Origin of the sequence: Thermoleptolyngbya sichuanensis A183 (assembly GCF_013177315.1) — a bacterium.
In the GTDB taxonomy this organism is placed as follows: domain Bacteria; phylum Cyanobacteriota; class Cyanobacteriia; order Elainellales; family Elainellaceae; genus Thermoleptolyngbya; species Thermoleptolyngbya sichuanensis.
Window position 1 is genome coordinate 1,716,376 of record NZ_CP053661.1, and the last position, 16,215, is coordinate 1,732,590.

18 protein-coding genes are annotated in these 16,215 nt (G+C 56.1%); 15 read left to right on the forward strand and 3 right to left on the reverse strand.

The window, feature by feature from the left end; genetic code table 11:
- Positions 1-198: 198 nt before the first annotated feature.
- The 3 genes from HPC62_RS07265 to era all read left to right on the forward strand — a co-directional run bounded on the left by HPC62_RS07265 (position 199) and on the right by era (position 3,233).
- Entirely contained in the window at positions 199-855 is a 657-nt protein-coding gene (locus HPC62_RS07265) for an RNA polymerase sigma factor (RefSeq protein ID WP_172354420.1), read from the forward strand.
- Between the two features lie 235 nt (positions 856-1,090).
- On the forward strand, positions 1,091-2,275 hold the full coding sequence (locus tag HPC62_RS07270; RefSeq protein ID WP_172354422.1) for a calcium-binding protein: 1,185 nt from the start codon (positions 1,091-1,093) through the stop codon (positions 2,273-2,275).
- Positions 2,259-3,233, forward strand: a complete 975-nt coding sequence (era, locus tag HPC62_RS07275) for a GTPase Era (protein ID WP_172354424.1) — start codon at positions 2,259-2,261, stop codon at positions 3,231-3,233. The genes HPC62_RS07270 and era overlap by 17 nt, the downstream gene beginning before the upstream one ends.
- 211 nt (positions 3,234-3,444) lie before the next feature.
- Here era and HPC62_RS07280 read toward each other — a convergent pair whose 3' ends face one another.
- A complete protein-coding gene (locus HPC62_RS07280; protein WP_225910616.1) occupies positions 3,445-3,966 on the reverse strand; it encodes a putative molybdenum carrier protein in 522 nt (173 codons plus the stop codon).
- 108 nt (positions 3,967-4,074) lie between these two features.
- Here HPC62_RS07280 and ruvB point away from each other — a divergent pair, with 108 nt between their 5' ends.
- On the forward strand, positions 4,075-5,220 hold the full coding sequence (ruvB, locus tag HPC62_RS07285; RefSeq protein ID WP_172354426.1) for a Holliday junction branch migration DNA helicase RuvB: 1,146 nt from the start codon (positions 4,075-4,077) through the stop codon (positions 5,218-5,220).
- Between the two features lie 20 nt (positions 5,221-5,240).
- Here the strand turns inward: ruvB and HPC62_RS07290 are convergent, their stop codons facing one another.
- Positions 5,241-5,420, reverse strand: coding sequence for a hypothetical protein (locus HPC62_RS07290; protein WP_172354428.1), 180 nt, complete (start codon positions 5,418-5,420; stop codon positions 5,241-5,243).
- A 212-nt stretch (positions 5,421-5,632) separates the two neighbouring features.
- On the opposite strand from HPC62_RS07290, the gene HPC62_RS07295 reads away from it, so the two are divergent.
- The 3 genes from HPC62_RS07295 to HPC62_RS07305 all read left to right on the forward strand — a co-directional run bounded on the left by HPC62_RS07295 (position 5,633) and on the right by HPC62_RS07305 (position 9,319).
- Entirely contained in the window at positions 5,633-6,784 is a 1,152-nt protein-coding gene (locus tag HPC62_RS07295; RefSeq protein WP_172354430.1) for an NAD-dependent epimerase/dehydratase family protein, read from the forward strand.
- 136 nt (positions 6,785-6,920) lie between these two features.
- Positions 6,921-8,051, forward strand: a complete 1,131-nt coding sequence (locus HPC62_RS07300; RefSeq protein WP_172354432.1) for a glycosyltransferase family 4 protein — start codon at positions 6,921-6,923, stop codon at positions 8,049-8,051.
- Positions 8,052-8,254: 203 nt separating this feature from the next.
- Positions 8,255-9,319 carry a mechanosensitive ion channel family protein gene (locus HPC62_RS07305; protein WP_172354434.1) on the forward strand — a complete coding sequence of 355 codons (1,065 nt, stop codon included), beginning with the start codon at positions 8,255-8,257 and terminating at the stop codon, positions 9,317-9,319.
- On the opposite strand, the gene HPC62_RS07310 is transcribed toward HPC62_RS07305, so the two are convergent.
- Positions 9,297-10,336, reverse strand: a protein-coding gene (locus HPC62_RS07310; RefSeq protein WP_172354436.1) for an ISKra4 family transposase whose coding sequence is annotated in 2 segments (ribosomal slippage) — positions 9,297-10,204 and positions 10,204-10,336 — 1,041 coding nt in all. Because the reading frame shifts where the segments join, the coding sequence is not laid out codon by codon here. The genes HPC62_RS07305 and HPC62_RS07310 overlap by 23 nt on opposite strands.
- Before the next feature lie 87 nt (positions 10,337-10,423).
- On the opposite strand from HPC62_RS07310, the gene HPC62_RS07315 reads away from it, so the two are divergent.
- From HPC62_RS07315 to HPC62_RS07350, 8 genes are all read left to right on the forward strand, one after another.
- Positions 10,424-10,591: a hypothetical protein gene (locus tag HPC62_RS07315; protein ID WP_172354438.1), complete on the forward strand. Its 168-nt coding sequence runs from the start codon at positions 10,424-10,426 to the stop codon at positions 10,589-10,591.
- Positions 10,588-11,037 (forward strand): hypothetical protein, encoded by a 450-nt coding sequence (locus HPC62_RS07320; protein WP_172354440.1) that lies wholly within the window; start codon positions 10,588-10,590, stop codon positions 11,035-11,037. Before HPC62_RS07315 ends, HPC62_RS07320 begins: the two co-directional genes overlap by 4 nt.
- 35 nt (positions 11,038-11,072) lie before the next feature.
- Positions 11,073-11,603 (forward strand): hypothetical protein, encoded by a 531-nt coding sequence (locus tag HPC62_RS23060; protein WP_216655264.1) that lies wholly within the window; start codon positions 11,073-11,075, stop codon positions 11,601-11,603.
- A 276-nt stretch (positions 11,604-11,879) separates the two neighbouring features.
- Positions 11,880-13,205, forward strand: coding sequence for an IS110 family RNA-guided transposase (locus HPC62_RS07330; protein ID WP_225910617.1), 1,326 nt, complete (start codon positions 11,880-11,882; stop codon positions 13,203-13,205).
- A gap of 154 nt (positions 13,206-13,359) precedes the next feature.
- Entirely contained in the window at positions 13,360-14,064 is a 705-nt protein-coding gene (locus HPC62_RS07335; RefSeq protein WP_225906652.1) for a transposase, read from the forward strand.
- A 151-nt stretch (positions 14,065-14,215) separates the two neighbouring features.
- Entirely contained in the window at positions 14,216-15,619 is a 1,404-nt protein-coding gene (leuC, locus tag HPC62_RS07340) for a 3-isopropylmalate dehydratase large subunit (protein ID WP_172354442.1), read from the forward strand.
- 24 nt (positions 15,620-15,643) lie between these two features.
- The gene (locus HPC62_RS07345) at positions 15,644-15,835 is read left to right on the forward strand and encodes a DUF2281 domain-containing protein (RefSeq protein WP_172354444.1); all 192 of its coding nucleotides are present in this window, start codon (positions 15,644-15,646) and stop codon (positions 15,833-15,835) included.
- Positions 15,822-16,211: a type II toxin-antitoxin system death-on-curing family toxin gene (locus HPC62_RS07350; protein WP_172354446.1), complete on the forward strand. Its 390-nt coding sequence runs from the start codon at positions 15,822-15,824 to the stop codon at positions 16,209-16,211. Before HPC62_RS07345 ends, HPC62_RS07350 begins: the two co-directional genes overlap by 14 nt.
- The last annotated feature ends 4 nt before the right edge of the window (positions 16,212-16,215 follow it).

Genomic DNA, 16,215 nt, shown 5'->3' on the forward strand with positions numbered 1-16,215 from the left:
AGTCCCCTGTAGCCCATGACAAGCTATGACAAATTTCTGGTGTGGTGATAGGGAAGCCAAATTACTGCGCCAGATTTTTGAAGTTTTTTCTTAGATTTTTGTTGTCAGGGGCTTCCATCCTGGGGTGCAGTGGTTATGATTGGGAGCTACTAAATAAGCCCTGAAAGACAACCTCCAGAAAGCCGAAAAGAAACGCCTATGCAAACGCCTTCTCTGCCGGAATCCAATCATCCTTTAATTAAGTCTCTGTCGCACTACAGCGATCAGGAGTTGCTGACGCTGCTCCAGCGGCATCCCGATGCTGGGCAATACTTTACTGCGCTTTACTGTCGCTATAGCCCGCTGGTGTATACGCTGATTCGCCACTCCGCGCGATCGCCCATGCAGGCCGACTATCTCTTCTCCATCACCTGGCGGCACCTGTTCCACGAACTGCTGGGGCTGGATCTCAGCACCCCCGGTATCACACTGCAATCCTGGATTATCAACGTCACAGCTCTATGCATTAATCAGGCAGAACTGCCCCCTGCCGAAGACATTCACTATTCTCTAGAGGCATCGCCGCCGCCGCTGCAATGCTATGTCGAGCGATCGCTCGATCAGGTTTCCCCGTCACAACGGCTGATGATCGTGATGGCGCAGACCTTTCGCTGGAGCGAACCGCGCATCGCCGCCTACCTCCAGGCAGAAGGCGAACACATCACTGCTGCGGGCGTAAAGGCGCAACTGCAAGCCGGGTATGAACGCCTGGAAACTGCGCTACCAGAAGACATCCGCGCCATCTATCTGGCAGGCGGCAACCTGGAAGCTCATCTGCACGGGCAACAGCGGGCGCAGACCACCACGGAGGCTTAATTTCACCACGGAGGCTTGGTTTTTAGCAAGGCGCTGAGGGCCATACTGAGGGTAATCCTGAGGGCAATGCAAGACGGCTCCACTCTGTTTCATCCCGATTGAAAGTTTCATCCCGATTGAAAAAGGAAAAATTAGGACAAAACAAACACGAATCCTCCGAGAATTTACGGTTTCCTAACACATTTGCCCAAACTTGGTTGATAGATTTGGGAAGATTGCTATTGGAACCCCGTAAATGATCATCCCTATCCTTGGCACTGATGATGATGACCTGCTCATCGGAACACCTGGAAACGACTTGATAGACGGGGGCGCGGGCTTTGACACCCTCGTTGGAGGATTGGGGAACGACACCTACATCATCCGCGATGGTGACATTATTTTTGAACTGCCAAACGAAGGCACAGATATTGTTTTTGCATATGTGGATTACCGCCTGACGGATTACGTTGAGAACCTGCAACTGATTGCGGGCCGACGCGGTGAGGGCAACAGCGAGAACAATCTAATCCAGGGAAATGCAGAAGATAATGAACTCTTTGGATACGAAGGAAATGACGTTTTAGAAGGGTTTGGAGGCGACGATAAGCTGTATGGTGGCAGCGGCAACGACCGCCTCTTTGGGGGTGATGGCAATGACCTGCTGGTGGCCGGGCCAGGCTTTGACCAGCTTTATGGCGGGCGGGGCAATGATACTTACCTCGTTACCAGCTACCGTTTCAAAATTATCGAGCCGCCCAGAGGCGGTGGCATCGACACCATCATTATTCCGCTCGATTACGAGCTAAAGTCGCTGCTGTTTGAAAACCTGACGCTGTACGGCAGCGCCCAGTTTGGCACGGGCAATCGGCTGAATAACCGGATCGAGGGCAACGGGCGCGGCAACGTGCTGTCGGGGCTGGCGGGCAATGATACGCTGCTGGGCAGAGGCGGCAACGATCGCCTGTTTGGAGCCACGGGCAACGACCAACTATCGGGCGGCGACGGCGACGACGAGCTATACGGGCAGCAGGGCAACGATCGGCTGTGGGGCGATCGCGGCAATGACTTGCTCTCTGGCGAAGACGGCAACGACGTGCTGATCGGCTATGGCGGCGTGAGTACCGAGCGCGATCGCCTGTTTGGCGGGGCAGGAGCCGATACCTTCGTGCTGGGTACGCGCCGAGACGGGGTGTTTTACCTGGGTTCTGGTTACGCGATTATTGGCGATTTTTCGCAGGCGCAGGGCGACAAAATCCAGGTGCGGGGCAACCCCGCCAGCTACCGTTTGGACAATAGCCGCAACCTGATCGGCGGCTCCGGTCGAGATACGGCAATCTTCCTGGGCAGTGATTTGATCGCCATCGTGCAAGATAATGCAGGGGTGACCACGAGCAACCTGTTTACTGCACCCAGAGAGAGAAATGTCCGACCGGTCTGACGACTCCTCATCCGACGATTTCTTACCCGATAGTCGCATCGAGTCCCTGATTCCGGCTGCGCCCGACGGCTTCCGGTCCGGTTTTGTGGGCATTGTGGGCCGCCCCAACGTGGGCAAATCGACCCTAATGAATCAGTTGGTGGGACAGAAAATCGCCATTACTTCGCCTGTCGCCCAGACCACGCGCAATCGGCTGCGGGGTATCCTCACCACGCCCGACGCGCAAATCATTTTTGTAGACACGCCCGGCATCCACAAGCCGCATCATGAGCTAGGGCGTGTACTGGTGCAGAATGCGCGGATGGCCATTAGCTCGGTCGATCTGGTGCTGTTTGTGGTGGATGCCTCGGCGGAACTGGGCGGGGGCGATCGCTTTATTGCTGAGCTGCTGGAACGCGCCGAAACGCCCGTGCTGCTGGGCATCAACAAGGCAGACCGACAGCCGAGCGATCGCCCCGACATTGACGACAGCTATCGCGCCCTCGCCGAATCTCAGAACTGGGAACTGGCCAAGTTTTCCGCCCTGACAGGCGAGGGATTGGAGGCGCTACAAGCCCAGCTAATCCAGCGGCTCGACCCCGGCCCCTACTACTATCCGCCGGATTTAGTGACCGATCAGCCCGAACGCTTCATCATGGGTGAGCTAATTCGTGAGCAGGTTCTGGCGCTGACCCGCGATGAAGTGCCCCATTCGGTGGCAATCGCCATTGACCGCGTAGACGAAGACCCCGACATCACCCGCATTCTTGCCACGATTCACGTCGAGCGCAACTCGCAAAAAGGCATTCTGATTGGCAAGGACGGCAGCATGATTCGGGCGATCGGCACTGCGGCCCGCGAACAAATCCAAAAGCTGATCCTGGGCAAGGTGTATCTGGAGCTTTTTGTGAAAGTGCAGCCCAAGTGGCGACAGTCACGCAGTCGGTTGTCGGAGTTGGGGTATCGGGTGGAGGAGTGAGGGGGGAAGAACGAAGAACGAAAAACGAAAAACGAAGGAGCTTTTTGTGAAAGTGCAGCCCAAGTGGCGACAGTCACGCAGTCGGTTGTCGGAGTTGGGGTATCGGGTGGAGGAGTGAGGGGGGAAGAACGAAGAACGAAGAACGAAGAACGAAAAACGAAAAACGAAAAACGAAAAGGAAGAGGGAAGGGGGAAGGGGGAAGGGGGCTTTTTATTCTGTTGGGTTTGTGCGCCAGGTATGGAGTAGGGCTTTGTGGGCGATCGCGTAGATGCCGGGGGATTCGCTTTCTCTAGGGCCGGCGATGTTTAGGATGGCGTTTTGGGGCAGGGTTTGCAGCCATGCGCGGAGTGCGGCGAGGGCGATCGCTTCGTTTAACTGGATGATTTGCAGGGGCTTTTTCAGGTGGGTGGCGATCGCCTGCGTTAGTTGGGTTCCGGCGGAGTGCTGCCAGTCTTCGCTGCGTACCAAAATCAGCGTTGCTGTGCTGTCTCGCACGTTCCATTCGGTGCGCTGGGCGGGGTCTGGGCTGGGGGTTTCTTGCAGGTGGGGGTAGTGGGCCCGCAGTCCCGGTGGTGTGGGAAAATCTTCTGCCCAGCCGCCCTGGGGACACCAGCCGCCGTAGGCTAGCCCGTGGGCGATCGCCCCATCCAAGGCCGCCCGATCGACCCCTGTCTGCCCGCCGGAGATAATCTTGAGGGTTTGCAAAATTTGCACGACTCGCGCAAGGTTCAACTAAAGTTTAACCATAGTACAGAAGCATCTAGTACATAGGTATCTAGTGCAGAAGCATCGGATCAAACGATTGTAGCCGCTGTAAACAGGTTAGGAGCAGGTTGGGCAATGGCGATTATTTCCTCAAAACAGCCCCCTCTGGAGCCTGAGGATTCTGAATCGGGTCGGGATGGGCTGCCTTTGGTAGGGCGATCGCCTAAATCACCTGCTGCGGACGAAAAGCTGCTCACGCCCGATCGCCAGCCAGAAGACACAGGCAAGCCGGAGGAGCGGATTCGCCCCCAGCGACTGGCAGAATACATTGGGCAAAAGGATCTGAAAGAGGTGCTGGCGATCGCCATCCAGGCCGCCAAGGCGCGAAACGAGTCGCTGGATCACCTGCTGCTCTACGGGCCGCCGGGGCTGGGCAAAACCACGATGTCGCTGATTTTGGCGGCAGAAATGGGCGTAGACTGCAAAATTACCACTGCTCCCGCGCTAGAGCGGCCGCGAGACATCGTGGGGCTATTGGTCAATCTGAAGCCGGGGGACATTCTGTTTATCGACGAAATTCACCGCCTGCCCCGCGTCACCGAAGAAATCCTCTATCCGGCGATGGAAGATGCCCGGATCGACATCACCATCGGCAAGGGACAGAGCGCCCGCACCCGCAGCCTGCCGTTGCAAAAATTTACGCTGGTCGGCGCGACGACGCGAGTGGGGGCGCTGACCTCACCGCTGCGCGATCGCTTTGGGCTGGTGCAACGGCTGCGATTTTACGAAGTAGATGAGCTTCAGCAAATCGTTCTGCGGGCAGCGGAGATTCTCAACACGCCGATTACGCCCGATGGCGCAGCGGAGATTGCTCGGCGATCGCGCGGCACGCCCCGCATTGCCAATCGCCTGCTGCGTCGGGTGCGCGATTATGTCGAGGTGAAGGCCAGGGGCGCGGACGTGAATGGGGCGATCGCCGCCGAAGCGCTGGAACTCTTCAACGTAGACCCCTGCGGACTGGACTGGACCGATCGCCGGATGCTGACGGTGATCATCGAAAACTATGGCGGCGGCCCCGTCGGACTCGAAACGCTGGCCGCTGCCACAGGCGAAGATGCCCAGACGATCGAAGAAGTTTACGAACCCTACCTGATGCAGATCGGCTACCTCAACCGCACCCCCCGCGGCCGCGTCGCTACTCCCGCTGCCTGGCGACACCTGGGCTACACGCCGCCCGACAACCAGCTTTCGCTCTTACAAAGCCCGCCATCGCTTCTCTAGCAGCGCTTTTTCACAGGCTGCTAAAGCAAGAAAGCGCGAGACAAGCTTTTGCTCAGGTAAGTCAGTTTCTCTGGGGTCCATGCATCGCTGTGGCGATTCAGGGTGGCGGAGTCCAGACCCGGCCCAAAGGCATGGCCAAGGTCTTGACTCAACTGCAAAAACCGCTGGGTTGTCCAAGACGAGCCGTTTAGCTTTCTCATCGCCTCAGTCCTCCTGAGTGATTCACTCGATTCACTGGTCTATAGATCCAGTGTAATGAATGGTATTGAGAGATACAAAAAAGGAGGCTCATCTCAACCATGAGTAGATTGAATGTAAACAGCGGCTTCTGAAAACTGAAATGCGGCTAAATGTTTTAGTGTGCCCCCAAAACTGGTAAATTACCGGAGTATCGGCAAGCGGAATTTGAGCAATGAGAGTTTTAGTCATTGGTGGCGATGGATATTGTGGGTGGGCAACAGCGCTCCACCTCTCGAATCGGGGACATGAGGTGGCTATTCTGGACAGCCTCGTTCGGCGGCATTGGGACAACGAGCTTTGCATCGACACCCTCACCCCGATCGCGCCCATCCAAACCCGGCTGAAGCGCTGGAAAGACCTGACAGGCAAAGCAATCGACCTGTTTGTGGGCGACCTGTGCAATTACGAATTTCTGAAAAATTCGATGCTCCAGTTCCAGCCTGACTCGATTGTTCACTTTGGCGAACAGCGGTCTGCTCCCTTTTCGATGATTGACCGAGAACACGCCGTGTTGACCCAGGTGAACAACGTCGTGGGCACGCTCAATCTGCTCTACGTGATGCGCGAGCATTTTCCCGATGCCCACCTCGTCAAGCTGGGCACGATGGGCGAATACGGCACGCCCAATATCGACATCGAAGAGGGCTACATCACTATCGAACACAACGGCCGCAAAGACACGCTGCCCTATCCCAAGCAGCCCGGTTCCTTCTATCACCTCAGCAAAGTGCATGACTCGCACAACATCCACTTTGCCTGCAAGATCTGGGGACTACGCGCCACCGACCTGAACCAGGGCATCGTCTACGGCGTGCTGACCGAAGAAACGGGTATGGACGAACTGCTGATCAACCGCCTCGACTATGACGGCGTATTTGGCACGGCGCTTAACCGCTTCTGCATCCAGGCGGCCATTGGGCATCCGCTGACGGTCTACGGCAAAGGCGGGCAAACTCGCGGACTGCTCGACATTCGCGATACTGTGCGCTGTATCGAGATCGCCTGCAACAACCCGGCAGAACCCGGCGAGTTCCGCGTGTTCAACCAGTTCACCGAGCTATTTAGCGTTGGCGACTTAGCCAACATGGTGCAAAAGGCGGGCGAAGCGCTAGGGCTGAAGGTGCAGGTGGATCACCTGGAAAATCCTCGCGTTGAAAAGGAAGAACACTACTTCAACGCCAAGAACACCAAGCTGCTGGATTTGGGATTGCAGCCCCACTACCTGTCTGACTCGCTGCTCGACTCGTTGCTGAACTTTGCCATGAAGTATAAGCACCGTGTTGACGAGAAGGAGATTTTGCCGAAGGTGAAGTGGAAAGGGTAGGTTTCCGGATCAGGAGTCAGGAGTCAGGAGTCAGATCCTCAGTAAACCCAGTAAATCCTAGTTTCTGGCTTCTGAACCCTCTCCAAGTCAGCACTTTTTATTGCTCTCTACATCCCCCTTCCTAATCCCCTTTCCTATGCGTATTGCCCTCTTTACCGAAACGTTTTTGCCCAAAGTCGATGGCATTGTGACGCGCCTAAGCCACACAGTGGACCATCTCCAGCGGATGGGCGATCAGGTGCTGGTGTTTTCGCCGGAGGGCGGGCTGAGGGAGTATAAGGGGGCGCGGATCAACGGGATTCCGGGGTTTCCGCTGCCGCTGTATCCGGAGCTAAAGCTGGCGCTGCCTCGCCCGTCGATTCGGCGGGAACTGGAGCTATTCAAGCCGGATCTGATCCATATTGTGAATCCGGCGGTGCTGGGCGTGGGCGGGCTGTATTATGCCAAGTCGCTGGGGATTCCGCTGGTGGCTTCCTATCATACGCACCTGCCAAAGTATCTGGAGCATTATGGGCTGGGGATGCTGGAGGGGGTGCTGTGGGAAATCCTGAAGCTGATGCACAATCAGGCGGTGATTAACCTGGTGACTTCGACGGCAATGCAGGAGGCGCTGGAGAGCCACGGCGTGGAGCGGGTTCATGTCTGGCAGAAGGGCGTGGATGTGGAGCTATTTGACCCGTCGCTGGCCAGTGCAGACATGCGATCGCACTTGACTCAGGGACATCCCGACGCGCCGCTGCTGCTCTACGTGGGTCGCCTCTCGGCAGAGAAGGAAATTGATCGCATTAAGCCTGTGCTGGAGGCGATTCCCAATGCGCGGCTGGCGCTGGTGGGCGACGGGCCCTATCGCGCCGATCTGGAGAAAATCTTTGAAGGCACGCCGACGTTTTTTGCGGGCTACATGACGGGCAAGACCTTGGGATCGGCGTTTGCTTCGGCGGATGCGTTTATTTTCCCGTCGCGGACGGAGACGCTGGGGTTGGTGCTGCTGGAGGCGATGGCGGCGGGCTGCCCGGTGATTGCGGCGAATGCGGGCGGCATTCCCGACATTGTGACCGATGGCGTGAATGGCTACCTGTTTGATCCGGCGGATGACCGGGGGGCGATCGCCGCCACGCAGCGCCTCTTGAGCAACGCCGCCGAGCGGGATCAGCTTCGTCAAAACGCCCGCCAGGAGGCCGAGCGCTGGGGCTGGGCCGCAGCAACGCGACAGTTGCAGGGTTTCTATCAAACGATTTTGTCGCAGTCTATGCTGACGGCTGCGTGATGGTCTGGCAAGGGGGAAACTCGTGCGCTCCTGAGTTGCGACGGTGGTACCTGAGTGTGCGGGGTGGGGTGCGCTGCCCCGAAGCGACCAGGGTTTCTTGACTAACCGCATCGCTCACGCGCTTCAAAAACGCTGTACCCTGGGGAATAATCCTTCGAGCCGTCTGAGAGACTCTATTGCGATCGCCCCCTGTGTTTTGCGCCGTGCCCTGGCTATCTGCCCCACTTTTTGCCCAAGCGCCTGCGCTATCCGTCCCCAGCCTTACGCCAGTCCTGCCACCGTTTGTGCCGCCCACGCCCGAACAGGCGATCGCCTTCCTGGGTACGCTGGCCCTGCTGGCGGGCTTGGCTGCGGCTTTTTACGGGCTGTTGTTTGTCGTGCTGCGGTCGGTTTTTCGCCGCCTCGACTTTGAACTGGGCATTGCCATTCTCAACCTGGCACGAATTCCGGCCCTAGTCATTCTAATTTTTGGGAGTCTGCGGCTGGCGCTGAATTTTTTGGCACCCAGCACGGCGCTGCTGTGGCTGGGGAGATTCTGCGCGGCCCTGCTGGTCGCCGCCTTCACCTTTTTGGTGGGGCAGTTGTTCACTCAGGCAGCAGTCTACTACCTGAAAGGCTTTGCCGAAAAAACCGAAGCCGCCTGGGATGATGTCCTCATTCCAATTTTAGAAACCATCATTCCGCCCTTAATTTATGTGTTTGGGGCGTTCTTTTTCCTGCAAAGTTTGGGAATTGATTTAACGGGGCTTTGGGTTGCCTTTGGCGGTATTACATTTGTCCTGGGCTTTGCGCTCAAAGACATTTTGGCAAACTTTTTTAGCGGACTGGTGCTGCTCATCGATACGCCGTTTCAGTTTGGCGACATGGTGCGCTTGCCGGATGGTCCCACGGCTGTGATCAAGAAAGTAGGGCTGCGCGTGACGCATCTCTATGTGATTGATAATTACTGCGAAGTGTATATTCCTAATGCTGAGCTAGAAAAGCGAGATATTGTTAACTTGAGCCGCCCCACGCCGCACTATGCCTACTCGCTGAACGTGTCTGTGCGGGTCGATGCTGACCCCGTAGCGACAACCAACATTCTGTCGGAAATTGTGAATGGGCATCCCGATATTCTAGGAGATTTAGATGAGAAACTGCGGTGTCTGGACTCCTTTTTGGGGCTGAAGCAGGCGGAAAATGGCGAGATTTCTAAGGTAGAGGCAGGTCGGCTGCGTCAGGAGCATCCCACTTTCGATGAAACAGTCAACTGGCGAGCTGTCCATTGAGGTAGGCACAGCGCAGACTCAACATGGCATTAACGGAGGCCGTATTCCAGCGAGCACCCGAAATTTGGAGGCGTCGCCCAATCTGTTTGACAGCCGATTCTACGGCTCCTGATCCAATAGAACAGAGTTGCTCAGCCTGGTAGAACCCATAATTCACGATGCGAGAGCGATGGGTGCTCAGATAGGCTTCAAAATTGCGGGCTTGCTTGCGCCGACAGTCGGCAAAGAGGGCCCTGGCGGCTTCCACTTGACCTTGCCATAACAGCATTTCCGCCGCTGCTAAGCGCTTGAGCGACCCACCGACTTTGTAGAGGTTTTCTTTGAGATGGTACCAATCGAGGATTTCCCAACGGGTCTCAACGGTGGTGAGTTGAGCAAACAGATTCCACACCCCAGCGTGACCATCGCCCAGACAGACCAGTGGGGAGAGCAAGCGTTGAGCGCTGAGATAATCAATCAAGCTGTCATTGTCTTGGAAGAAGGCGTTGTAATCAATCCCCTCCACCCGCACCGCTTTGTAGTCTCGCCACGGGCTATCGGACTCTAGCAGGTCACGCAGACGGACTTTGCCGCCATCAATGCTGACCTCACTGACGCCTTGTTTAGCCTCGGCAGACTCGAACGACTGACGCCCCACCAGACGTTGTTGGGTCGAGTGCCCGACCCGCATCCCGGTCAGGGCTACGATGTCATCCTCTGCATCTTGAAACGATTCGTTGGCACTTAAGCGTAGGTTGGCTTTCTCTAGGCCACCACTGAGACGGCTGTAAGCCTTTACGCTTAACCGTTCTGCCTGACTTTGACGAATCTCAAGGACCCCTACCAAACTCTTCAATCGGCGAACCCGGCCTCGGGCGGGGTAGGCTTTCTGGTTGACAAAAAAAGGGCAACTCGAGGGCTCACCTCCTCTAGCATTTGCCGTCGTACAGTCTGCTCGATGCCTTCTAGACTATCGAGCCCCTCTCGGTTGCTATTGCGATACAAAATCTCGGCGATCTCTGCTGTACAAGCTTCCAATCGCTTTTGGTCTTCAGGTGTCCTGGTGAGTCATCCCTGGGGCTACCCTCCCATTCTCACCCTTCGCACTGTTTTCGCGAAAGTGGGATGCTCCCGCTGCGTCTTCTGGTCTATAAGACGCTGAATGATCAGCTTCAGCTTGTGGAATCGAAGCTAGAAGCGCTGATTGCCAATATCCGACTCTTAGAAAAAGGTGGACTCCGGAAAGACGAGTTGAGAAATTTGGCAGGCGATTTTCAGGCGATTTTCAGATGATTTTAAGCCTGTTTGGGCTGCGGCTGGTGGGCGATCGCCCTGAGAGAAATCGTCCTGAGAAAAAAGGGCGATCGCACCTCCAGGAAGAACCCGAAACGCTGCTTGCAAATACCACGATTGGACTGATTCGAGCGCTGTATCAAGCGTGGCTAAAAGACCCCGATCTTACACCGGAGGGTGAACAACTCTTGCCGCAAGAATGGGAGCAAAAAATCGAAGTTCTGAAGCTGAAACTGGGTCGATTGCATCAAAAGCTCATGTCTTCTGGTCCTGACTGCCTGACACATCTCTGGAAACCCCTGATTTCTCGTAGGGGACGCTGGCCCAAAAGCTCCTCTGACCAAGCCCTCCGGCTCCAACTCAGGAGCTATGGACCTGACTGCCTGACACAAGTGGTTGAAAGAGTTGAGACCTCGTCAACAGAGGGAAAAGGTGAGCTGACATGAGACGCTGAAATTTGCGTCATCTCAGGGTCTGTATCATGCCAGCCACCACCTGCCTCTATGATCAAGTGCTGTCGTTATTGCGTCAATCCAGTAATGCCCGCGACCTGCGCCACCTCAAAGCGCTGGCGTGGATGGTGACGGCCCTGGTGTGCAGCGGTCGGTTGAGCCTGCCGCAGTGGGAAGCCTATGTGCCCAGTCGGGCCCGTCAGGCGCAAAGCACCGAACGCCGGTGGCAGCGCTTCCTAGGCAATCGCCGGGTGCGGGTCAAAAGTCTGTACGTGCCGCTGGTGCTAGCCGCCATCCATCGCTGGCAAGGTCGGCGGCTTTACCTGGCGCTCGATACGACGGTGTTGTGGAATCGCTACTGCAGGATTCACCTGACGGTTACCTGTTGCGGACGAGCGGTGCCGCTGCTGTGGCGGGTTTTGGAGCATCCCAGTGCCACCGTCAGCACGAAGCGATACCTCCCCATGCTGCGGTTAGCCCATCGGCTGTTGCAGTCGTACCCCGATGTGATGGTTATGGGGAGACAGAACCGCAACAGAGAGGAGACGACCATGCATTGAGCGACAGTCAGATGTCTACTAACATATCGCTTCGCTCCTCTCATACAGCTCACTAAGAGCCAGAGAAATGGTAATAGGAAAAGGAACTGGGCTAGGGATTGAGGACGACCATCCAACGTCAGACATCTCGATGTCTACTAACATATTGCATCGCCTCAACCTTGACCAGCTTCCTTCAACGAATTCTCAGGGAGTGGTGACAGACACCTTCCATAATCTCTTCGCTCAGAAGCAGGCAGCCCAGTTCCAGACAACAAACTATCCCCAACTTAGCTGATGGAAAGAACCTTTGTCGCCTACATCGGCATTGACTGGTCAGATCGCAAACACGACATCTGTCTGTACGACCCCGAGAGCGCACAGCGAGAATACAGCGTGATTGGCGCTCAACCGCAAGAGATTGCCAACTGGGTTGCGACCTTGCAACAGCGATACGGCAACAGCCCAATTGCCATCTGCCTGGAGCAAAAGCGAGGACCCCTGATTTACGCGCTGTGCCAGTACGACAACCTAGTGCTGTTTCCCATCAATCCGCGCACGGTTTCTAACTATCGACGAGCCTTTCAGCCCTCACGAGCAAAATCAGACCCCGTAGATGCCCAGATTTTGATTGAGCTGCTGCTCAAGCACCCAGACAAGATCCCCCCGTGGCAAGCCGCATCTTGTGAACTGCGAGCGTTGCGGCAGTGGAGTGAATCCCGCCGCATGCTGGTGGGAGAGAAGGTACGACTGACCAATCGCATCACCGCTGCTTTGAAGAACTTTTATCCTCAAGTGCTGGAGTGGTTTGAGGATAAAGATACTCAAGTGTTTTGTGACTTTATCACTCAATACCCTGACCTCCACTCTGCCCAAGCGGTTTCGGCTGAGGAATTGACTCTGTTCTTCCAGTCTCATCGAGTCATCCGCCGGAGCGCCATTGAGCGGCGCATTCACCAAATCCAAACCGCTGGCATCCCCCTGACAGAAGACCCAGGGATGGTTGAACCGATGCAATGGCTGGTGCAAACGCTGGTGATTCAGCTCAAGGCGCTGTTGCATCGACTCGATGAGTTAAATCAAACGATTGAGCAATTGTTTCAGTCTTTGCCAGATGCGGCGTTTTTCGATGCTTTACCCGGAGCAGGACCCCATCTTGCGCCCCGGCTACTGATTGCGTTTGGCGATGACCGCAGTCGCTTCGGCAGCGCCCAGGCGTTTATGAGCTATATCGGCATTGCACCCGTCAAAGAGGAGAGTGGCAAGAAACGTTGGACGCATTGGCGCTGGAGTTGTCCAAAGTTCTTGCGGCAGTCCTTTGTAGAGTGGGCTGACCAGTCGCGGCGGCACTCATCGTGGGCCAATGCGTTCTATCAGCAGCAGCGGCGATCCGGCAAAAGTCATCCCAAAGCGATTCGCGCTCTGGCGTATAAGTGGGGACGGATTCTCTGGCGCTGCTGGCAAGACCGAGTGCCCTATGACGAAGACCGCTATCTGGCGGCGCTCCAGCGGAAGAAGTCGCCGCTAGCGGCGATGCTAGTTCAAAGCGCTGCTGAAGTGACGACGAGTGCAGGAGGTGAGTGCAGTAATTCTAGGGTTCAAGTTACGCTAAAAGACACATGACAGTTCAACAAATGGAACGTATTTAGGAATGAAACATTTAATGCAATGTAGCCAACCTCGGGCTGGCTTATGGTTTGCTGCGTTTAGAGTCTGTGCATCAATTTACTCAGTACCTTTTCACGGTTGACTGTTGACTCCGTCTCCCTCAGGGCCTATGTTAGCCGACCGCGGGTTTGCTAACCATGACCTGCTGGAGTGGCTAAGCCAAAGTCGCTGGCACTATTGTTTACGCTTGCCCAGTGACGTAGTGGTGCAGGGTCCGCGCCGTCATCCTGTTAAGGTAGGCTATCTGTGGCCTCCCAAAGGTGAAGCTCGACTCTATGAAGGGGTGGGAATCTGGAGCGAGGGGCGCTGGCGCTGCAATTTGGTGCTGGCTCATGTCAAAGGCGTCGAGGAACCCTGGGCGGTCATCACTGATGAGTCTCCCTCCCTCAATACCCTGTGGCAATATGCTCTCCGCTTTCGAGTCGAGGAGCTTTTCCTCGATTCTAAATCTGGTGTCTTTGAGTTAGAAGCTTCCGGCATCCGCTCCGCTCCGGCTCTCGAACGCCTCTATCTGGTCGCGGCGATCGCTATCCTTGATGGCACGACCCAGGGCATGGCGGTGCAACTCGATGGGCTACGCTGCCAGGTTGACCCGCACTGGAGGCGAGGGATTAGCTATCTCAACATAGGTTTGCGCTGGCTCAAGGGTGCCGTCAATAAAGGGCGAACACTGCTTCAGCTGATTGCCCTATTTACCGTTGACCCTGAACCCTGTTTTGCCTCTAAAAAAGCTGAAGCCCACTATTATGACCGCATTTGGTTTTCTAGAATTCAATCCTTGTGCTGCCAGCCGACACCCGGGCAGTCCGCATAAAAAGATGTGTCAGGCAGTCAGGTGCGTAAGTCCTAAGATCAATCTCTGATACTTTTTAGATCTCGATATGTATAGAAAAATATATTGGACGAGAGTATTTGACTTGTCTATTGTGTAATCAGGGAGAACATTAACCACAGAAAACACAGCCATGAGCCGAGGAACGTTATTCGACAAAGTTTGGGACTTGCATACGGTGGGGACGCTGCCCTCAGGACAGACGCAGCTCTTTATCGGGCTGCATCTGATCCACGAAGTGACTAGCCCGCAAGCGTTTGCCATGCTGCGAGAGCGGGGGCTAAAGGTGCTGTTTCCTGAGCGCACAGTGGCGACGGTGGATCACATCGTGCCGACAGAAAACCAGACGCGTCCTTTTGTCGATCCCCTGGCAGAAGAAATGATGCTGGAGCTAGAGCGCAACGCCAAAGACAACGGCATCCGCTTCTACAACATCGGCTCTGGCGGCCAGGGCATTGTGCATGTGATTGCGCCGGAGCAGGGCCTGACCCAGCCGGGGATGACGATCGCCTGTGGAGACAGCCACACCTCGACGCATGGCGCGTTTGGGGCGATCGCCTTTGGCATTGGCACGAGCCAAGTTCGCGACGTGCTGGCCTCGCAAACCCTGGCGCTGGCAAAGCTAAAAGTCCGCAAAGTCGAGGTGAACGGCACGCTAAAACCAGGGGTCTATGCGAAAGATGTGATTCTGCACATTATTTGCAAGCTGGGTGTGAAGGGTGGCGTGGGCTATGCCTACGAGTTTGCAGGCACCACCTTCGAGCAGATGAGCATGGAAGAGCGCATGACCGTCTGCAATATGTCCATCGAGGGCGGCGCGCGCTGCGGCTATGTGAACCCCGACGCAACGACGTTTGAGTATCTAAAGGGGCGCGACTTTTCGCCCAAAGGCGACGAGTGGGAGAAGGCCGTGGCCTGGTGGACGAGCCTCCGCAGCGATGCCGATGCAGAATACGACGATGTGGTGGTGTTCGATGCGGCAGAGATTGAGCCGACGATTACCTGGGGCATCACGCCGGGTCAGGGCATTGGCGTGAGTGAGGTCGTGCCCACGGCTGATTCGCTGCCGGAAGAAGACCGGGCGATCGCCCAGGAAGCCTACACCTACATGGATCTGGCTCCTGGCACACCGATTGCGGGCACTAAGGTAGACGTGTGTTTCATCGGCAGTTGCACCAACGGCCGCATCAGCGACCTGCGGGAAGCGGCGAAAGTCGCCAAGGGTCGCCATGTAGCGGAGGGCATCAAAGCCTTTGTGGTGCCCGGTTCCGAACGGGTGAAACAAGAAGCTGAAGCCGAAGGGCTGGACAAAATCTTTGAAGCGGCGGGCTTTGAATGGCGCAATGCGGGCTGCTCGATGTGCCTGGCCATGAACCCCGACAAGCTAGTAGGCCGGCAAATCAGCGCTTCCTCCTCGAACCGTAACTTCAAGGGTCGGCAGGGATCTTCCTCTGGACGGACGCTGCTGATGAGTCCGGCGATGGTGGCGGCGGCGGCGGTGACGGGTCACGTAACAGACGTTCGCACGCTCTTGTAGGAGTCTGAACTGTAGGAGTCTGAGATGACCAATCGCGAAAAGCTGGTGCAAGAGGTCGAGACGCTGCCTGACTCAATGGTGGAAACGGTGCTTGAGTTCGTGCGATCGCTCAAGCAAAACGAACTACCGGAAGGGGTCAATCCCAAAGTTTGGGAAGCCTATCTCGCGTCCAAGCGAGAGCGGGAGGAGGTTTATCGCCGCCTTGCAAACTCCTGAATTTCTCTCAATTGCCGACGTGCTGGTCATTCATGCTGACCAGATCGATAGCTTTGGTGGCAGCCCTGGCGTGCGCGATCAGGGATTGCTGGAATCGGCTCTGGCACAGCCCCAGGCGACCTTCGGCGGCGAGTTTTTGCACGCCACGATCGCCCAACAAGCCGCTGCCTACCTGTATCATCTGGCAATGAATCACCCGTTCATCGACGGCAACAAGCGCACTGCCTTCGCGGCGATGGATGCGTTTTTGCGGCTGAATGGAGTTCTGCTTGGCTTCACCGACGATGAGGCGTACCACCTCGTGATTCGCGTGGCGCAAGGAGCGCTGAATAAAGACGAGTTAGCAGATATGCTGCAAGCAGCCCTACAGGAGTAACAAA